Here is a 16,841-nt window from a genome sequence, read left to right as displayed (position 1 = left end):
TTAAGCCCCTTTCCATTATTCAATAATGGGAAGGGGCTTTTTAGTGATGTCTATGTTGGCCAATGATTATGATGCAGTATAAGTCGAGAGTATTTTCGAAAGCTCGTCTACTTGAAAACCAATTGGTTGGGTAAAGTTGGTCAAGGCAATGAGCCCACCATCAAGTTGGTTGATATCAGCTAGCATGGCTGCATTTTCTGCTTTTAGGCCGCCGCCATATACAACAGGTAATACGGTATTGAAGTTTGCTTCTACCGTTTGCTTTATAAAGTCTGTGATAAGACCAATATAGTCGCTGTTAGGAGGCGTTTTACCTGGGCCAATAGCCCATACTGGTTCATAAGCTAGCAGAACATTATTGTTCAGTTGCTCTGCTGGGATGTGTGAGAGACTGGAAATGATCTGGCTTTCCAGCGAACTTTTAGCTCGTGCAAGTTGCTCTTCCTCAGTACCGGTCCCGCGCTCTTCTGCTGTTTCGCCAATGCAGATGACAGCTTTCATGCTTTGCTCCAGTGCACAGCAGGCTTTTTCACTGATAATGGTACTTACCACTTTGTTTGCGGAGTAACTACAAAACTCTTCTGCGCCACTGTATTGGGAGATAACAAAATTAAGGTGGCGGCGTTCTTCGCAGTGCCCAATGATACTTGCTTTGCTCCCTAGTGTTGCTTGTGTAGCTGCTATAGGGTGCGAGGTAAAAGCACCGAAATTTCCCCCGACAGCAACGTCTTCACGGTGGCAGCTTTGGCTACCGATAGACATATTTTTGATATCTGTATCTGGGTTTGATTGTAACTGTTCGATTGCTGTATGCAGAAGAATATCAGGAACGAATACAGATAGGTTTATTTTGTCATTTTTTCCCCAGCCTGTATCAACAATACTTTGGATAGTTTCTTTTATCCATACAACAGGGTTATCTGATGGACAAACGCCACCTCTTTCTCTGCTAACTTCAAATCTTTTTAAATTAATAAGTATGTTCTTTTTCATTTATTTTGTTCGCATATTGGTAGGGAGTGTGGAGCAAATATAACAGTGTTTGAAATTTTGGTGTGTGATATTGATCGCTATTTTATATAGTGTGATTATTGTCACATTACCGATTTAGGTGTTGTATAAGTTGAGCTTGCTCAACGCCTTTTAGGGCTGATATTTGGTTGGCAAGTGCTTGGACATCCGTACTTTTACCTATGATAACGGTATTTTCTAGGCACAACTCGTGCTGCAAATGAACGTGTGTCGTACATTGAACCTGAGTGCGGCTATCATGTTGAAGGTGATTGATTTTTTCACTGAGGCCCCGCTGGTGGTGGTTGTAGACGATGCTGAGTACTCCCACGACGTTTCTGTTTGGCGTCCGCCAGTCGTCATTTGTTCGGTTTTCACGAAAGAGATCACGGAAATACTCAGAGCGCGAGCCATATTGGCGTTCCGTCAGTGTATCCATCATTTCTTGATAAAGTTGCTTGGGAAAAGACAGTGAAAATCGGACAATTTCTTTATTTGAATTACTCATGTGATATAGATCACTCTTACTGTTTGTGTGATTTGTATCACTCACGTTAACACGAATTTGATGATAGTGTTAACTGTACTTACCGTCCGAAAATTAAAAATGTGATGTCGTCTAAAAAATATTTCCTACAGATCTTTGCGGTGTTTTTTTGCGCTTTTATTTCAACACAAATTTATGCTGCAAATAATAAGCAATGGATATTAGGGCTTAGCGATGAGCCTGAAATGGGACTGGATCCAGTGATGGGGTGGGGGAGGTATGGTGATCCCCTGATTCAGTCAACATTGTTAAAACGCGGTGATGATTTAGCACTTCAACCGGATTTAGCACGGCATGTTTCGGTTTCTGATGATCGCCATGAATGGAGTGTCGACTTAAGAGAGGATGCCCGTTTTGGCGATGGTTCAGCTGTGACCTCGGAAGATGTTGCCTTTACATACAGCCAATTGCAGCAGGGCCTCTCTTTACATGATGCGAGCATGATTAGAGAAATAATCGTCGACGATGAATACAAATTACGTTTTCGTTTGGTATCACCTGATTTGGGGTTTGCAGATTTATTGGCGTCTGTTGGTATCGTACCGAAACACGCTTACGGGCCTAATTATGGTCAGATGCCTTTAGGTAGTGGACCGTTCCGGTTCGTGCGTTGGGATAAAGGCCAGCAGGTTGTCTTAGAGCAAAACCCTTATTATTACGGTCAAAAGCCCGCAGTCGACCGATTGATCATCGTCTTTGCCAGCGAGGATAGCCTTATTTCTTTGGTTCGTAGTGGTCAGATCCACTTGGCTTCCATTCCGCAAAGATATGCTCGCCTTGTTCCTGATAATTATCAACTCTTGACTGTTGAGACGAATGACAACCGTGGCATCGTTTGGCCTTTTAATGCTCCTTCGGCTAACCAGCCTGGAAACAGCGTGACGTCGGATATTGTTATTCGTCGTGCCGTCGATCAGGTTATTGACCGTGAGTTGTTGGTTAAAAGTGTTCTGCAAGGCTACGGTCGACCAGCCTTTTCCCTTGCCGATGGTTTGCCATGGGGACCTACAAATCAGCAGCGTGAAGAGACTAACGTGGGTGAAATATCTCATCAGCTAGAGCAGGCAGGCTGGTTGCTGGATAAGCAACGAAACATAAGAGTAAAACAAGGAACAGCAGCAAGCTTTACCCTCTATTACCCTGCGGGAGACAGCCTTCGAGAGCAACTCTCGCTTGCCGTAGCGTCTATGGTTGAGCCGCTGGGCATTAATGTCGTCGTTCGTGGAGCCAGTTGGACACAGATAGGACACGCGATGACAACGAATCCAGTTCTGATGGGGTTTGGTAGCCATGCAATCAACGAAATGTTCTTGGTTTATGGCAGCGAATATGCTGGCGAAGGGTGGTATAACTCCGGTTACTATGGCAATGAAGTCGTTGATTTATCATTGAATGCGATTAAACATGCCACAAATAATCAAGAGGCTCAGCCATACTGGGACACGGTCTACAAACAGTTAGAAGATGATCTGCCATGGAGTTGGCTAGTCAACATTGATCACCTTTACGCGGTAAATGAATGCCTAGATATCGGCTCGCCGCTTCCTGAACCTCACCAACATGGCTGGCCAATCACCCGTACTATCGAGCAATGGCAATGGAGATGCCAGTAATGGGTCATAAACTTCAACACCTTGCTACTGTATGGCGTCTGCTATTACTGACTATATTGGTGTTAGCCATGACGTTCAGTTTGCTGGCTGTTTCACCGGTTGATCCCGTGCTTTATTACACCAGTGATAATTTGTTTGCGATGAGCGCAGATCATACGGCGCAGTTTTCCGCCCAGTTAGGACTCGACCAATCCCTGTCTACCCGCTTTGGCAATTGGTTTTGGCTCTTGCTGCAAGGGGAGCTTGGTTATTCGATTTCTCAGCAGCAGCCAGTTATGGAGATCTTACAACAGAGGGTACCACTAACACTCAGGCTGATGGTTATGGGGTGGGTCGGCTCGCTTATTCTTGGCTATTGCTCGGGGATTTTGGCCGCTTTTTTCCGTGGTAGACCCATTGATCGATTGATCCGTGGGTTGTGTTGGGTTTCTGCTTCTGCTCCGGCATTTTGGATTGCTTTGCTGGCGCTGAGCTTGTTTGGAGTTTCGCTGCAATGGGCGCCGGTTTGTTGTGGTGCACCTATTGGCATTTCTCCCGACTCGATTGGTTGGGCTGAACAGCTGCCTTACTTGGTGTTGCCTACCATTGTTCTATCGCTAACAGGCATGGGGCATATCGCAATGCATACCCGCGAGAAAGCCGTTCAGGTGCTTGAAAGCGAGCATGTATTGTATGCCCGTATGCACGGCAAAACAGGATGGGCGATATATCATCAGCATCTGCTTCGAAATACGTTGACTCCAGCTATTGTTTTGCAATTTGCCGGGTTATCGGAATTGCTCGGTGGCTCGGCGCTTATTGAGACGGTGTTTAATTTTCCCGGTATTGGAATGACAATGGTTGTTGCAGGTTTGAATGGTGACATTGCTCTGTTGATGGCCGTGACTATGTTGTCTATGCTCTTGGTGTTTGCTGGTAATGGGATTGCCCGGTTCATCAGTGTCAAATTACTTCCTGAAGGGAGGTCGCATGTCTGAACCCAAGCAAAAGAGCATATCTCGTTTACGAAGGAATATTGCGTCCCTTACTGCTGTTTTTATCGGCATCCTATTTTATTGCGCGATACTGCCAGTTCAGAGCCAAGCCGTGGACTTGCATCAGGTGCTTATGCCTCCATCGGTTGATAACTGGTTTGGCACGGATGTCATGGGGCGGGATATGTGGGGACGAACCGTCAAAGGGCTGTTGCTGAGTATACAAATCGGCGTCGGCTCAGCACTGCTCAGCGGGCTTATTGCATTGTTGCTGACAGTAATCGCAGGCCTTAATCGACGCTGCGAGTGGGGGGTGTCCCTAATTGTCGATACGTTCATGGCCATTCCGCATTTATTGTTGCTGATCATTATGACATTGGCTCTTGGGGGAGGAATGAATGGCGTTATTTGGGCTGTAGCGCTAACCCACTGGCCTAAGCTCACCCGCTTGCTGGTGGAAGAGCAGCGCGGGCTGTTAATGTGTCAGTTTGTTCTACTCGCAGGGCAATTCGGCCGGCCAAAGTGGTCTATCATATGGCACCATGTGTTTCCCTTCCTGCTTCCTCATTGCCTTATTGGCATCTTACTGATGATCCCGCATGCATTGATTCATGTGTCGGGACTTACCTTTCTTGGTTTTGGTTTAGAGCCGACTACTCCTTCCATCGGCATTTTATTGTCTGAAGCAAGTCGTTATATGTTATCGGGCAATTGGTGGTTGGCGGTATTCCCAGGCCTGGTTCTATTGGCGGTATTGCTGCTGCTTTCAGCCATAGGGCAAGCATGTGTTCGACTCTCTCAAATTAAGGGCTACTAATGCTATCAGTTAATCAATTAACGGTCTGTTGTGGTGAAAGTGGTTTACTCGATGACGTAACATTTTCGGTGAAAAGTGGTGAAAAGGTCGGGATCGTGGGCGCAAGTGGCAGTGGAAAAACCATTCTTGCTTATGCATTGCTGGGACATTGCCCTGAGGGGTTTGAGATGAAGGGCGCGGTTGACTGCGGCGGGGATATTGCATTGGTCCCGCAGTCAGCGGCTTGCCTTAACCCGACGACACGCATTGAACGGCAGTTAGCAGAGCTCGCTTGCAGTGATGACGAGTATCACAAGGTTGTTAACCACTGCCAATTGAATGAGATTTTATTGCATAAATACCCCGGTGAATTATCGGGCGGAATGGCCAAGCGCGCACTGATAGCTTTGGGGCTTGTGCAAGGGAAGGAGATTATTGTCGCCGATGAACCGACTTCAGGTTTGGATTTTACGCGAAGCGAACAACTGCTGTCGTTATTGACCTCACCAAGGTTAAACCAGCAAGCAATGATTATTATCAGCCATGATATTGTAGCGCTTACCCGGCATGTCGATCGCTTATTGGTATTCAGAGACGGTCAGTTGGTTGATGATGTCACTATTGAGCCTGGTTGGGATAAAGGGTGTCACCCTTATACCCATGCTCTTTGGCAGGCCGCACCAGAACATTGGTTTAATGATAACGAGGAACACTATGCTAAGTCTGCGTAATGGTGCGTTTGAATATGGGCACCAGCGTTTATCTTTTCCCGATGTCAGCATCCAACCTGGCGAGCGGGTGGGTTTATATGGTCCAAGCGGCTGCGGTAAGTCAACGTTGGCACAGGTGCTAGCTGGATTACTTACGCAATCCCAGGGGGTATTGTCACAGCCATTAAAACGAAAAGGGGCGGGTTCGCCGGTTCAATGGATCAGTCAGTCACCTGAGTTCGCGTTCAATCCTCGTTGGCGCCTCTCTCGGTCTTTGGCCGAGAGCTACTCTGTGTCAGAGTCGGTATTGGCTCGCTATCGGGTAAAACCGCAATGGTTAGAGCGGTTACCAAAACAGTTGTCAGGCGGTGAATTACAAAGGCTGAATATTGTCAGGGCATTGGCTCCTTCAACTGAGTTTTTGATTTGTGATGAAATCACGGCGCAGCTCGATGCTATTACCCAACAAGAAATATGGCAGGTGTTACTGCAGGATCTAAAGACGAGAAATATGGGGGCATTGGTTATTTCTCACAGCTACCCATTATTGAAGAATGTCTGTGATAGGGTAATTGAATGGCCTGAAGACATTGACCTAGATGCGCAGCTAAAAGCGCAATAAAAAGCGCACGTAACAGCGGGCTAATCCAGATTGAAAATGCTGGTGTTAATGTGAGTAACTGAACGGTTCTCTTATCAAGAGAATATTAAAGCCCCTCGAAATAGATGACTATTTCGAGGGGCTTTTCTTCGAGGGGGCTTCAACAATATGTGGGCTGTGCGAAATGAAACTTAGCTAGGCTATTAAGATTGGCGCAATACTTCTTGGGCTTTTTCACAGCTGGCAAGCTGTCTGGCTCCCATGAATTCGCAGCTTAAAGCTGCTACGTGGTTGGCGGTAATAATCGCTTGCTCGAAAGCGTGTCCTTTACCGACCTGCATCGCCAATATACCGATGAAAATGTCTCCAGCACCAGTCGTGTCAGCGACTTCGACCTGATGACCAGGCAGGTTTTCAAAGTGTCCCTCATGCATCCAAGCACAACCTCGTTGGCTTAGTGTAACCACGGCAGAGCCGCCAACACGCTTAATGGCTTTATTCAGGGCACGCTTATGTTGAATATCCGAGGTCATTGCCAGCAATGAAGGGTGGTTGAAGACGCAATAATCAGCGAGTTCGAGGAGCTCAATGAGTGCGTTGTCAAAGTAGCTGACTCGAAGGAACGTAGGGATCCCTTTTTGTTTAGCCAGTTCAAACAGTACTTTTGCACCTTCAGGCCATGTCAAATCGGCGACGATAGCGGCGGTGTTTGATAAATCCATGCCAAAGAGTGAGGACGTGTCTTTGGGCATTGAAGGATCATTGTAGACGTATATTTTCGATGAAAGCTGTTCGTCGAGGATGATGGTCGCGATTGATGACTGGACTTGCTCGTATTTTAGGCAGTGCTCAATGTTGACGCCATGGGCAAGGAGCTCGTCCGAAATTTGCTGACCCACCATATCGATACCCATGCGACCGATGAAGTCAACTTTCTCTCCCGCGTTTGCAATGGCAACGGCTGCGGTAGCCGCGACGCCCCCGCCACTGACAGAGAACCCTTCAGCGTAAGACTTTGCGGCTTGCAGTTGCGATGTACTGACCGAAAAAGTTTGGTCCCAAGTGGCGTTTCCGATGCAAATGACTGTTTTCAAATTAATCTTCTTCTAATTGTTGTTTGGTAACCAAATTACTGATTATTGTAACGGATTAGTATTTTAAGTGGTATTGAAAGTCACATGGTGAAGAATCGGGCCACCGAAGTGGCCCTAACCACTACACCAGAAGGTGCTATGCGCCTGGTATATGCGCGGGGCTCATTGGCTGTTAGGCTGTAGACTAACGGCAGAATTGGTTGATGAGTTTTATTGCAGCGCAGGCTGCACCAAAGCCATTATCAATGTTGACAGTGGTTAGTCCGGCTGCACAACTGCCTAAGCAGGATTTCAGGGCAAGGTGGCCACCTTCGCTGACGCCGTAACCGACGGAAGTTGGCACCGCGATAATCGGATTGGCTATCATGCCGGATAATACGGTCGGTAAGGCGGCTTCCATTCCTGCAACGGCAATAATAATATTGGCTTGCTGTATTTCTTCTAATCTGTTGGTCAGGCGCCATAGTGCAGCTACGCCGATATCTTCATAGCGTTCACAGTGTATGCCGTGATATTGCAGGGTGACAGCAACTTCATTGCAGACTGCCGCATCTGATGCCCCTCCTGAGACAATAGCGACTTTTGCTGCTTTTCTCGGAGGCTCAAGCTCCCCTAGAACGGCTGTTCTTCCCAGTGGGTCAAACATCAGTAGCTCTTGATATGCTGGGGCGAGGAGCTCAAACTTATCTTGGCTTAGCCTAGTCAGCAACAACCGACGCTGTTGTTCAGTGGCCATCCTGATAATCGTGTTAATTTGCTCAGCGTTTTTACCTTCACAGAAAACCGCTTCTTCTATGCCACAGCGCGCTCGGCGCTCAAAGTCCATTGTTATATTGTTCATTATGCGACCCTCACGAAAGCACTGCCGCGTTTGTATGGGGCAACGTCAACCGGTAATGTCAGGCCTACTTCACTGGCCATGGATTCTGTATCTGCAATGATGCGATTGATTAGCGTTTCGTGCAGAGTGCTGAGTTCATCTTCATCAATTTGTAATACCAACCTTTGGGCAAGCAATCGGCAGCGGATATTTTCGGCGTTAATTTGCTGGCGCAGGCTGGTTTCAACCCGGTTAATCAAATCGAGTTGCTCTGGCTGGATGAAAACCCCTGTTTCTACACGGCTTGCAAGGCAAGGAGAGGCGGGTAGAAAGGCAATATCAGCCAATTGATAATGCTGGGCAATTCGACGAATGGTGGCTTTATCGATGTCGGCTTCTACGAATGGGTGGCGAATAGCTTTTTCATTTGCGGCAATCAACCCCGGTCTGTAATCGCTAAGGTCGTCCATGTTTGTCCCGGACACCACCTGGCCAAAATCTAAGGACTTTAGGGTTGAATACAGCGCTGACTTGCAATGGTAGCAACGGTTGACAGGGTTATTTCGGTAAGCCATATCCTGCATCTCACCGGCTTGAACCAACTCCAATTGCCACCCTTGCTCTTTGGCGTACTTCTGGATACGGCGTGTATCAGCACTTGGTACGGCAGATGAGGTAGCATGGACCATCTTTGCCTTTCGGCCCAAGGTTTGGTGGGCCACATAAGCTAGAGTCATGCTATCGACACCGCCACTTACAGCAACCGTTACCTTGTCGATTTGCTGAAGGATGCCTTGCAAAACCTGTATTTTATTCACTGTACTCATAGCTCGACTCCCTCAGCTTGAAGCTCAACTGCATGTTTTAGCTGTTGTTTTTTGTGGTAGCTGTTGCCCGCCTCATTGAGATGATCGGCTTCTAGTTTGCTTGTGTGGCTACCATCTGGACGCTGGACGGTTTTAACGTTGAACGCTTTATCTTTGTGGGTAATTTGATGGTGAAGGCGAGGTAAGCTAACCCGGTCACACAGCCAATGCCTAACCCCCAAAGTGGACGTTTGGTTGAGAATGGCCTCAATAACTTCATTGAGGTGGTGAGGTTGGCATAGCAGGGTCAACGTGCTTATTAGTCGGTGCTTTTTGCCGTGAGCGACTGCCTCAGTGATTTCCAATACACCGGGTTGTTGACGTAGTGACTCTCTGGCATTGGCAAGCATCTCGCCTGTCATATCGTCAATATCACATTGGATAATGGCAATACGTTCTTTGTGCTGGGATTTAGAGGGTTTGATTAAGTTTGCTCGGACCACATTGGCACGCTGAGATAGCTTTTTGGTGCCGAAACCATAACCAGCCATTTGAAATTGCCCAGTCGCAACAGACTGCTCTGGTGATAGCCAGGCTAGAATGGCTGCACCTGTTGGTGTAATGCGTTCACCAACTTCGCCATCATCAACAAAGTTAAACCCTTTTAACAAGTTAAGAGTCGCTGGTGCCGGAACGGGAATGATGCCGTGTGCACATTTAACCGTACCGCCACCCCAAGGTAGTGAAGATATTGACCAGCTGGTGGCTTTACTGTGATGAATAAGCCAAGCGGCTGAAATGATATCAACAATGCAATCCCAAGCACCGACCTCATGAAACTGAACATGTTCAATGTCCATGTTATGTACTTTTGCTTCTGCAGCGGCCATTAAACTAAAGATACCTATGGCCGTCTCTTTAACTTCAGCTTCAAGCTGGCTGCTCGCAAGGTAACTACGAATGTGCTGCCAGTCATGATGATGGTGATGATCATGACTGTGCTGATGCTCGTGATAGTGATAGTGATGGTGATGGTGATGGTTGTGATCGTGGTCGCCGTGACTATGTTGATGCTCATGGTGCTCATGGTCATGTGAACTTTCTTTCAGCTCTACACTAAAGCGTTTACCATTTAGCCCCTTATCTTCGCCATGGCTCAGTGTTACCTTCACTTGCTCTTCAAGCTGCAGTGAATTTAGCATGTCGAGTAGAGGTTGTTCTAAGTGCGGATGCGCATCTAGCATTGCTGCAGAGAACATGTCTCCAGCAATTCCGCCAATGATATCAAGATGAATATGCATTTTTGCCCCACGCGTTGTCATCTGGATGGAAAAAAGGCCACCGCCGAGACGGTGGCAAACTCAGGAAAATATTGTTTTTCGTTATAGTTCTTCTTTGCTACCCAAATGCATTGCTGCACGGGTGAATGCTTGCGGCAGAGCAAGGATGTTAGGGTTTGCTCCGGTGTAACGGACTGCATCAGCCAATGCATCTTCAAAAGTTGCTCGGGTTTTCATGCCCATCTGGCGCGCCAAACCTGGCTCTTGAGCGCCGACGATGTATACCGCTTTGGTGTTCATTTCGGCAATATGGCCACATGAAGTCATCGAGAAACCATGGAAAGGGTGGTATCCGTAGTTGAAGCGGTATTGCTTGATCATTTCCTCGTCACGGGCGATATATTCAATGTGCTTGTTGATATCAATCAGTGTGTTGCAGTAGTCCGTTTGGAATAGCTCGAATAACTTGCGGTATGAAGGGAATTCTTCATCGTGGAAATATCCGTTACACAGCGAAGAGCAGATCACGACGCAGTTGTCGGACATTACTCGTTTATGACGGATGATCTGTGCACCGATGGCCTGCATCATCAGAACCGGGTTGGTGCCGTGGCCATTTCCGTAGTGGAAATTCTGCGGCATACCGAAGACCATGATGTCGTATTTTTTCTCAGCCCAGTTGGCATAGGTTCGCTTGTCGGCATCGGCAAAGCATAGAGGTTGAATATCTTCGCAACCACCGGTGTATACCGAGATTTGTTGGGAGAAAGTATTCAGTACCGCATCACAGGTAAAGAACTTCTTACCCATACGTTCTTCCATGTGCTTGCCAATCTGATCAAATTTCTGGCGCATCAGGCTTTTGCTTGATACTGGGGTGAAGTCTTCACGGTGCATAACCCGTGGAATATGGTGAGAAGCAATACATTCCCAGTTGGTGATCCCTGTTGCACAGTGCTTGTAGCCACCAGAGTAACCACCGTAAGGGTTTCCGAGGGTATGTCCGATCATGACAGCAAGATCTGCTTCGAATACGGTTTTGTTCATGACAACTTTATCGCCATGCTCGTTGCGGCCTAGATCAACAAGGTTGTCCCAGTCTTCACTGTCGTGGTTAACCACTTGGCCTTCCCAGTAAAACGCGTTGAAGACTTCATCGCCTAGGATTTCACGTAGTTCTTTCTCAGTATTCTTACGGTGTAGGCCGTTACTACAGATAAGCGTAATGTCTTTTTTCTCTACGCCGGCTTTGCGGCACTCTTCCAAAATAATTGGGATAGAGATTCGGCGGTGTGCAGTATCATGGCAACCGCCTTTAACTCGGTCAGGGAAGACAATCGCGACCTTTGAGCCTTGTTTAACCTGCTCGCTAATTGGTGGCATACCAATTGGGTTTAGAATTGAGTCACGCGTCGCTGAAATAGGGTCAGCCAGAGCCTCCGGATCTTTGACCGTTTCACCAGGAATAAATACATCTGCAGAGTCTGGTAGTTGTGCGGCCATAAAACCTGGGCCATATTCAAATTGAATTGTTTTCATATTTTCCTCAATATAATTTTTTTTAACCCAGTGGTTTATTTCGCTTGGCCGCTGCTACCAAAGACTTGCATAATTCGCGCAGCATGCTGCTTAGTAGCTTCGATTGAGCAAAGAATAGTGTCGTGGTAATACGCTTCATCTTTGCTGTTCAGCATGGTTTGAATTTGCTTACCGACATCGTGAGACATGTTTGTAAAGTAATTTATCTTGCATACGCCACAGGCAATGGCATCGCGATAGACGCTGTCGTCCAAGCCTGAGCCACCGTGCATGACAAGTGGGACATCAACAGCTTTGTTGATTTCGTTTAGGCGGTCGAAGTCGAGCTTTGGTTCACCATGGTAAAGGCCGTGAGCGGTACCAAATGCAACAGCAAGGGCATCAAGACCCGTTGCGCCTTCGGCAAAGGCTTTGGCTTCTTCCGGTTTGGTGAGCTGATCTTCTGTTTGCTCTTGAGCGGCCTGAACTTCTTCTTCATCACCGGTTTCTGTATTGCCGACTTTTCCGATTTCAGCTTCGACAGATGCGCCGTAATATTTAGCAAACCGAATGACTTCTTGAGTGTTTTTTAGATTTTCTTCGAATGATAAGGCAGAGCCGTCATACATAATGGACGAGAAGCCAAGGCGAAGAGCACGAATACATGTTTCGACATCTTTACCATGATCAAGGTGCAGCACGACAGGTACTGATGCTTCTTGTGCCATCTTAACCATAGTCGGAGCAAGCAACTCTGGTGGTGTCAGGCGAAATTGACCTTGGCCTAAATTAATAATAATTGGCGATTTCTCTTCTTCTGCTGCTGCAATTAAGCCACGAAGAAGATTAAAATCAACAGCATTAAAACTGCCAACGGCATATTTATTTTCTTTCGCGTGAGCTAATACTTCTTTTAATGTGACAAGAGCCATAAATAAATTCCTGTTTAATGCGATTTAATAAAGTTAATAACTTGGTCGTAGTCTGGAATACCGGCTCGGCCCCCAGGTTTGGTACATTTCAGTGCCGCAACAGCATTAGCGAAATTAACAGCGTTCTCGCCTTTGAGTTTTTTGGCAATGGCAAAAGCCAGAGCACCGTGGAAAACATCTCCGGCCCCCGTCGTATCAACAACATTTACTCGATACCCAGAGACATGTTTTACAATATTGTCTTCGACCCAATAACAGCCGTGTTCACCATTGGTCACATATACGGTGCCGTTGGTATTTTGCTGTGCTGCAAGCAGCGCTTTTTCTATGTCTGTTTCCCCAGTCATCTGACATAGGGCAGGGTATGAGAAAGCTACATCAGTGCCTAAGCTGACTAACTTAGCCATTGTCTCGCCACCTAGATCAGCATCAATAACTGATGGGATCCCTTTGCTATTGGCTAGGGTGAGAAGTTTTTCTGCACCTTCACTCCATGTACAATCACATAAAATACAATCAATGTTCTCGAGCAATTCTTCAGTTATCCAGTCACTATTTACTGGTAAATTCGGATCCCTATGAACAGTGATTTGACGCTCACCGGCGGGATCTACATGCACGACAGCGTTACTTGAACTGGTGTCATTAAATTGCTGGAGAAGTGAAGTATCGACACCCCATTTATTAAGATCTTCTTTGATTGCGCGTCCTACATTGTCATTACCTAAACGGGTTAACAATGAGACATTAGCCCCAAGTGTTGCAATTGCTACTGCAGCAGTCGCTGCCACTCCACCACCTATTTCATGGTATGAAGTTGAAAAGTACTTTGTTGCCTCAGAAGGGATTTCATTCACATTGAATATACGATCCCAAGTGGCATTACCAATACACAAAATATTCAAAACGAGTTCCTCACAAATATAAATAATTGGAAGCCAGAGAAACCCAAACCAGTGACTATATTGTCATCCTAAACTCATTGTTTGATCAATACCTCACTTTTTAAAATAGTGATCGGTGTCTCTATAATTAAATATTGTCCTTTAAAAACAATGGTTTATGTTTTTGTTGTTATCGCATGAGATCACAAAAGCGGGGTGACATAGATCACATTTGTGATTAGTGTGATCTATGTCGATAAATTGTATGGGGCAAATGTTTAAATTAGAAAAAACGGAAGCCAGAAAATAGAGTTCATTTTGAATGAACCATTCAAACCAATAATTAGTTAACTCCAATAACGTGATAAGGATATATTATGAAGAGGTCTGTAACTGTTCTTGCCGCTGCCCTAACTATGGCAATTACCTCAACGTCAGCATTTGCTAAGAACACACATTTGACCATTGCCAACACAACGCAAGAAAATACGCCAATGTCTCAGACAATGATTGCGTTTCAAGAGAGGGCGCAAGAGTTATCTGATGGCTCGATTACTGTGCAAACGAGTTTTGGTGGTGCGTTGGGTAATGATACACAGCTGTTGCAGAAAGCTCAGATTGGTAGTCAAGTACACGCTGCGCAAACGTCTGGCGCGAACTTGGGTACTGTTGTTGATGCTTTTAAGGCCTTCGATGTGCCATTTTTGCTAGATGGTCCAGAGCAGAGTATTGAGTTGCTATATGAAGATGGTCGACTTTCTGGTGACGTTGCTGATCAATTACAAGCGTTTTTGGGTGAAAAGAACCTTCGTTTACTCTATGCAACACCGTTTGAATTTCGTGGGGTGTTAACCAACGGGAAAGAAGTTCGTACTATGGATGATGTTAGTGGTATGAAATTCCGTGTAACTCCAAACCCGGTCGAGCGAGGCATTGTAGAAAGCTGGGGAGCAGCTGGTACTACAATGGGGATTTCCGAAGTCTACACATCTCTGCAAACAGGTATTGTTGATGGCCTGGCGATACCTCCTGTGACCGCTCAAGCATTTGCTCTCAATGAAGTGGCGAAAGTGTTTAATAACCTGAACTTCCAGGCGCATCCAACGTTCGTTGTAATTAATAAACGTTTCTGGGACCGTCTTCCAGAAGAGCAGCAAGCAATATTACAGCAAGCTGCTGATGAAGCGGTAATGAAAACCAAGCAACTCCATTATGATGCGATTGATGTAGCTTTCACTTCGTTTGAAGACAATGGCGCAACGGTTATTCAGCCAACCGATGAGGAATTAAATTCATTCCGCCGTGCGGCAATTGAAGCCGCTGAGCCTCTAGCGACACGTGGCCTGAGTGAAGACGAACTTAAGTTTATCAAATTGATTAAAACCGCAGCAGTACAGTAATTCTGCAACAACGTCACCTGCACATCAGTGCAGGTGACTAATGGTAGAGGTAGTTATGTTACTGACCATCATAAAAAAAATTGACCAGCATTTTGAAGAGTTCTTTTGTTCACTCATGCTTGGTTATATCGCCATCTCTTTAAATATTGAAGTACTGAACCGATATGTATTCATGTCGCCGTCAGCATTTACTGATGAAATCGCAAGAATGTTGATGTTGTTTATTGTATTTCTTGGTGTGCCTTGGGCTGTAAAAATGAATAGGCATATAATCATTGATTTGTGGCCGCAAGATATTTCAGCAGCAAAGAAACTATGTTTGGATGTTATTTCCAATATCCTGTTTTTGATATTTGCGTATCTATTTACCCAAGCTGCATTAGAGGCCGTTGATTTTCATAAAATGCTTGGTACTAAAACAGAAGCATTAGGGTTTGAATATTGGATTCAACTGTCAATGTTGCCTTTTGCTTTCGGCTTAACATGTATTCGTATTATCCAAAAAATTATTTCTGCCGTAATGGACTACAGAAAGTCTGGAAATACAGAACTAGCACTTCATGAGGAGGTGTAAGCAATGACCACTGTACAGGTATTAATGTTAATTTTTGGCTTTATCGCCATGGTGATGGTCAGAGTGCCCGTTGCAATAGCAATTGGTATTATTCTTATTGTTTACAATAAAATGCTCGGACTTGAAATATTCGAGATGGCGCTAGATACCTTCCAGTCCATTGATAGCTTCCCGCTACTGGCAATACCGATGTTTGTTTTAGCTGGAACCATTATGGCAACTGGTGGTGTAGCTCAGCGTATTTTGGACCTATCTGAAGAGTTCTTTGGTCATATGTATGGTGGCCTTGCTATCGTAACCATTATGACCAGCGTAATTTTCGGCGGCCTATCCGGTTCTGCACCTGCAACCGTTGCTGCGGTGGGAAGTATCACCATTCCGGCCATGATAAAGCAAGGTTATAACCCTGGATTTGCTGCAGGGGTGGCAGCGTGTTCTGGTGTTATTGCCATTATCATTCCGCCAAGTAACCCGATGATCATTTACTCTCTGACCCAGTACGCGACCTCGGTGTCCGATATGTTCTTGGCTGGCATTATTCCAGGTTTCTTATTGGCTGTTGGGATGGCAGTACCGGCATGGTGGATCTCTAAGCTAAATGGCTGGGGAGCGCATCGTGAGAAAGGTACTTTCAAGACACGTATGGCCGCCTTTAAGCATGCTCGCTGGGCTATCCTGACACCTGTAATTATTCTTGGTGGTATTTATTCCGGTATCTTTACGCCAACAGAGTCAGCTGCGGTAGCGTGTTTCTATTCGTATATTATTGGGGTGTTTGTCCATAAAGACCTTAAGATCCGCGACACGTTCAAGGTGTTATCGACAGCGGCGATGATCACCGTTGTAGCAATGTTCCTGATGACCTTTGCGACAGCCTTCGGCAAAGTATTGACCTCCCAGAATGTCCCGGCACTTATTGCTGGAATGATGTCAGATAACGTCAGTACGATGTTGATGACATTGCTGATGATTAATCTGTTCCTTCTGTTTGTTGGCTGTTTTATGGATACACTGGCTGCAATCATTATCTTGACGCCACTGTTATATCCATTACTGCAGCAATTCGGAATGGGAGTCTATCAGTTTGGTATTATGATGATCATCAATTTGGGTATTGGCTTTGTCACACCACCGTTTGGTGGCAATTTGTTTATCGCCAATCAGCTAAGTAATACCTCAGTTCCTCAGGTCTTCAAGGGGGCATATCCTCTAGTCTTAGGCATGATTGTATCGCTATTGCTGATTACATTCATTCCATTCTTCTCGACAATGTGGCTGTAG

General features: G+C 45.9%; 17 protein-coding genes. 8 read left to right on the top strand and 9 right to left on the bottom strand.

Features of this window, described 5'->3' with window-relative positions; translation table 11 throughout:
• Positions 1-66 precede the first annotated feature (66 nt).
• Together ACXAD4_RS11790 and nikR are read right to left on the bottom strand one after the other, a co-directional pair.
• Positions 67-993 (bottom strand): triose-phosphate isomerase, encoded by a 927-nt coding sequence (locus ACXAD4_RS11790; RefSeq protein ID WP_475241553.1) that lies wholly within the window; start codon positions 991-993, stop codon positions 67-69.
• A gap of 106 nt (positions 994-1,099) precedes the next feature.
• On the bottom strand, positions 1,100-1,519 hold the full coding sequence (gene nikR, locus ACXAD4_RS11785) for a nickel-responsive transcriptional regulator NikR (protein WP_475241552.1): 420 nt from the start codon (positions 1,517-1,519) through the stop codon (positions 1,100-1,102).
• 224 nt (positions 1,520-1,743) lie between these two features.
• Between nikR and ACXAD4_RS11780 the strand changes: the two genes are divergently transcribed.
• Genes ACXAD4_RS11780 through ACXAD4_RS11760 form a run of 5 tightly spaced genes read left to right on the top strand, consistent with a single transcriptional unit; the run spans position 1,744 to position 6,273 of the window.
• A complete protein-coding gene (locus ACXAD4_RS11780; RefSeq protein WP_475241550.1) occupies positions 1,744-3,171 on the top strand; it encodes an ABC transporter substrate-binding protein in 1,428 nt (475 codons plus the stop codon).
• Positions 3,171-4,148: an ABC transporter permease gene (locus ACXAD4_RS11775; protein ID WP_475241549.1), complete on the top strand. Its 978-nt coding sequence runs from the start codon at positions 3,171-3,173 to the stop codon at positions 4,146-4,148. Before ACXAD4_RS11780 ends, ACXAD4_RS11775 begins: the two co-directional genes overlap by 1 nt.
• On the top strand, positions 4,141-4,962 hold the full coding sequence (locus ACXAD4_RS11770) for an ABC transporter permease (protein WP_475241547.1): 822 nt from the start codon (positions 4,141-4,143) through the stop codon (positions 4,960-4,962). The genes ACXAD4_RS11775 and ACXAD4_RS11770 overlap by 8 nt, the downstream gene beginning before the upstream one ends.
• Positions 4,962-5,672, top strand: a complete 711-nt coding sequence (locus tag ACXAD4_RS11765) for an ATP-binding cassette domain-containing protein (protein WP_475241546.1) — start codon at positions 4,962-4,964, stop codon at positions 5,670-5,672. Before ACXAD4_RS11770 ends, ACXAD4_RS11765 begins: the two co-directional genes overlap by 1 nt.
• On the top strand, positions 5,656-6,273 hold the full coding sequence (locus ACXAD4_RS11760; protein WP_475241545.1) for an ATP-binding cassette domain-containing protein: 618 nt from the start codon (positions 5,656-5,658) through the stop codon (positions 6,271-6,273). Before ACXAD4_RS11765 ends, ACXAD4_RS11760 begins: the two co-directional genes overlap by 17 nt.
• Positions 6,274-6,455: 182 nt before the next feature.
• Here the strand turns inward: ACXAD4_RS11760 and ACXAD4_RS11755 are convergent, their stop codons facing one another.
• From ACXAD4_RS11755 to ACXAD4_RS11725, 7 genes are all read right to left on the bottom strand, one after another.
• The gene (locus ACXAD4_RS11755) at positions 6,456-7,346 is read right to left on the bottom strand and encodes a PfkB family carbohydrate kinase (protein ID WP_475241543.1); all 891 of its coding nucleotides are present in this window, start codon (positions 7,344-7,346) and stop codon (positions 6,456-6,458) included.
• 184 nt (positions 7,347-7,530) lie between these two features.
• Positions 7,531-8,187: a nickel pincer cofactor biosynthesis protein LarB gene (gene larB, locus ACXAD4_RS11750; protein WP_475241541.1), complete on the bottom strand. Its 657-nt coding sequence runs from the start codon at positions 8,185-8,187 to the stop codon at positions 7,531-7,533.
• Positions 8,187-8,993 carry an ATP-dependent sacrificial sulfur transferase LarE gene (gene larE / locus ACXAD4_RS11745; protein WP_475241539.1) on the bottom strand — a complete coding sequence of 269 codons (807 nt, stop codon included), beginning with the start codon at positions 8,991-8,993 and terminating at the stop codon, positions 8,187-8,189. Before larE ends, larB begins: the two co-directional genes overlap by 1 nt.
• Positions 8,990-10,273: a nickel pincer cofactor biosynthesis protein LarC gene (gene larC, locus ACXAD4_RS11740; RefSeq protein WP_475241537.1), complete on the bottom strand. Its 1,284-nt coding sequence runs from the start codon at positions 10,271-10,273 to the stop codon at positions 8,990-8,992. The genes larE and larC overlap by 4 nt, the downstream gene beginning before the upstream one ends.
• Positions 10,274-10,354: 81 nt before the next feature.
• Complete coding sequence (locus tag ACXAD4_RS11735; RefSeq protein ID WP_475241536.1) at positions 10,355-11,791, bottom strand: lactate racemase domain-containing protein; 1,437 nt, start codon at positions 11,789-11,791, stop codon at positions 10,355-10,357.
• A gap of 35 nt (positions 11,792-11,826) precedes the next feature.
• Positions 11,827-12,702: a class II fructose-bisphosphate aldolase gene (locus ACXAD4_RS11730; protein ID WP_475241535.1), complete on the bottom strand. Its 876-nt coding sequence runs from the start codon at positions 12,700-12,702 to the stop codon at positions 11,827-11,829.
• A 14-nt stretch (positions 12,703-12,716) separates the two neighbouring features.
• Positions 12,717-13,607, bottom strand: a complete 891-nt coding sequence (locus tag ACXAD4_RS11725; RefSeq protein ID WP_475241533.1) for a PfkB family carbohydrate kinase — start codon at positions 13,605-13,607, stop codon at positions 12,717-12,719.
• Between the two features lie 356 nt (positions 13,608-13,963).
• Between ACXAD4_RS11725 and ACXAD4_RS11720 the strand changes: the two genes are divergently transcribed.
• From ACXAD4_RS11720 to ACXAD4_RS11710, 3 genes are read left to right on the top strand one after another with little or no spacing between them, the layout of a single operon-like run.
• On the top strand, positions 13,964-14,986 hold the full coding sequence (locus ACXAD4_RS11720; RefSeq protein ID WP_475241532.1) for a TRAP transporter substrate-binding protein: 1,023 nt from the start codon (positions 13,964-13,966) through the stop codon (positions 14,984-14,986).
• A 40-nt stretch (positions 14,987-15,026) separates the two neighbouring features.
• Entirely contained in the window at positions 15,027-15,560 is a 534-nt protein-coding gene (locus ACXAD4_RS11715) for a TRAP transporter small permease (RefSeq protein ID WP_475241531.1), read from the top strand.
• Between the two features lie 3 nt (positions 15,561-15,563).
• Positions 15,564-16,841, top strand: coding sequence for a TRAP transporter large permease (locus tag ACXAD4_RS11710; RefSeq protein ID WP_475241529.1), 1,278 nt, complete (start codon positions 15,564-15,566; stop codon positions 16,839-16,841).

This window comes from Photobacterium sp. AWH4_225 (assembly GCF_056158405.1).
Note: the sequence above shows the minus strand (reverse complement) of the source record. Positions and strands in the feature narration are given on the sequence as shown.

Coding starts and splice junctions, on each gene's coding strand:
- ACXAD4_RS11720 (WP_475241532.1), top strand. CDS start 13,964: ATGAAGAGGTCTGTAACTGTTCTTGCCGCTGCCCTAACTATGGCAATT.
- ACXAD4_RS11760 (WP_475241545.1), top strand. CDS start 5,656: ATGCTAAGTCTGCGTAATGGTGCGTTTGAATATGGGCACCAGCGTTTA.
- nikR (WP_475241552.1), bottom strand. CDS start 1,519: ATGAGTAATTCAAATAAAGAAATTGTCCGATTTTCACTGTCTTTTCCC.
- ACXAD4_RS11715 (WP_475241531.1), top strand. CDS start 15,027: ATGGTAGAGGTAGTTATGTTACTGACCATCATAAAAAAAATTGACCAG.
- ACXAD4_RS11765 (WP_475241546.1), top strand. CDS start 4,962: ATGCTATCAGTTAATCAATTAACGGTCTGTTGTGGTGAAAGTGGTTTA.
- ACXAD4_RS11770 (WP_475241547.1), top strand. CDS start 4,141: ATGTCTGAACCCAAGCAAAAGAGCATATCTCGTTTACGAAGGAATATT.
- ACXAD4_RS11775 (WP_475241549.1), top strand. CDS start 3,171: ATGGGTCATAAACTTCAACACCTTGCTACTGTATGGCGTCTGCTATTA.
- larC (WP_475241537.1), bottom strand. CDS start 10,273: ATGCATATTCATCTTGATATCATTGGCGGAATTGCTGGAGACATGTTC.
- ACXAD4_RS11780 (WP_475241550.1), top strand. CDS start 1,744: ATGGGACTGGATCCAGTGATGGGGTGGGGGAGGTATGGTGATCCCCTG.
- larE (WP_475241539.1), bottom strand. CDS start 8,993: ATGAGTACAGTGAATAAAATACAGGTTTTGCAAGGCATCCTTCAGCAA.
- ACXAD4_RS11710 (WP_475241529.1), top strand. CDS start 15,564: ATGACCACTGTACAGGTATTAATGTTAATTTTTGGCTTTATCGCCATG.
- ACXAD4_RS11730 (WP_475241535.1), bottom strand. CDS start 12,702: ATGGCTCTTGTCACATTAAAAGAAGTATTAGCTCACGCGAAAGAAAAT.
- larB (WP_475241541.1), bottom strand. CDS start 8,187: ATGAACAATATAACAATGGACTTTGAGCGCCGAGCGCGCTGTGGCATA.
- ACXAD4_RS11790 (WP_475241553.1), bottom strand. CDS start 993: ATGAAAAAGAACATACTTATTAATTTAAAAAGATTTGAAGTTAGCAGA.
- ACXAD4_RS11735 (WP_475241536.1), bottom strand. CDS start 11,791: ATGAAAACAATTCAATTTGAATATGGCCCAGGTTTTATGGCCGCACAA.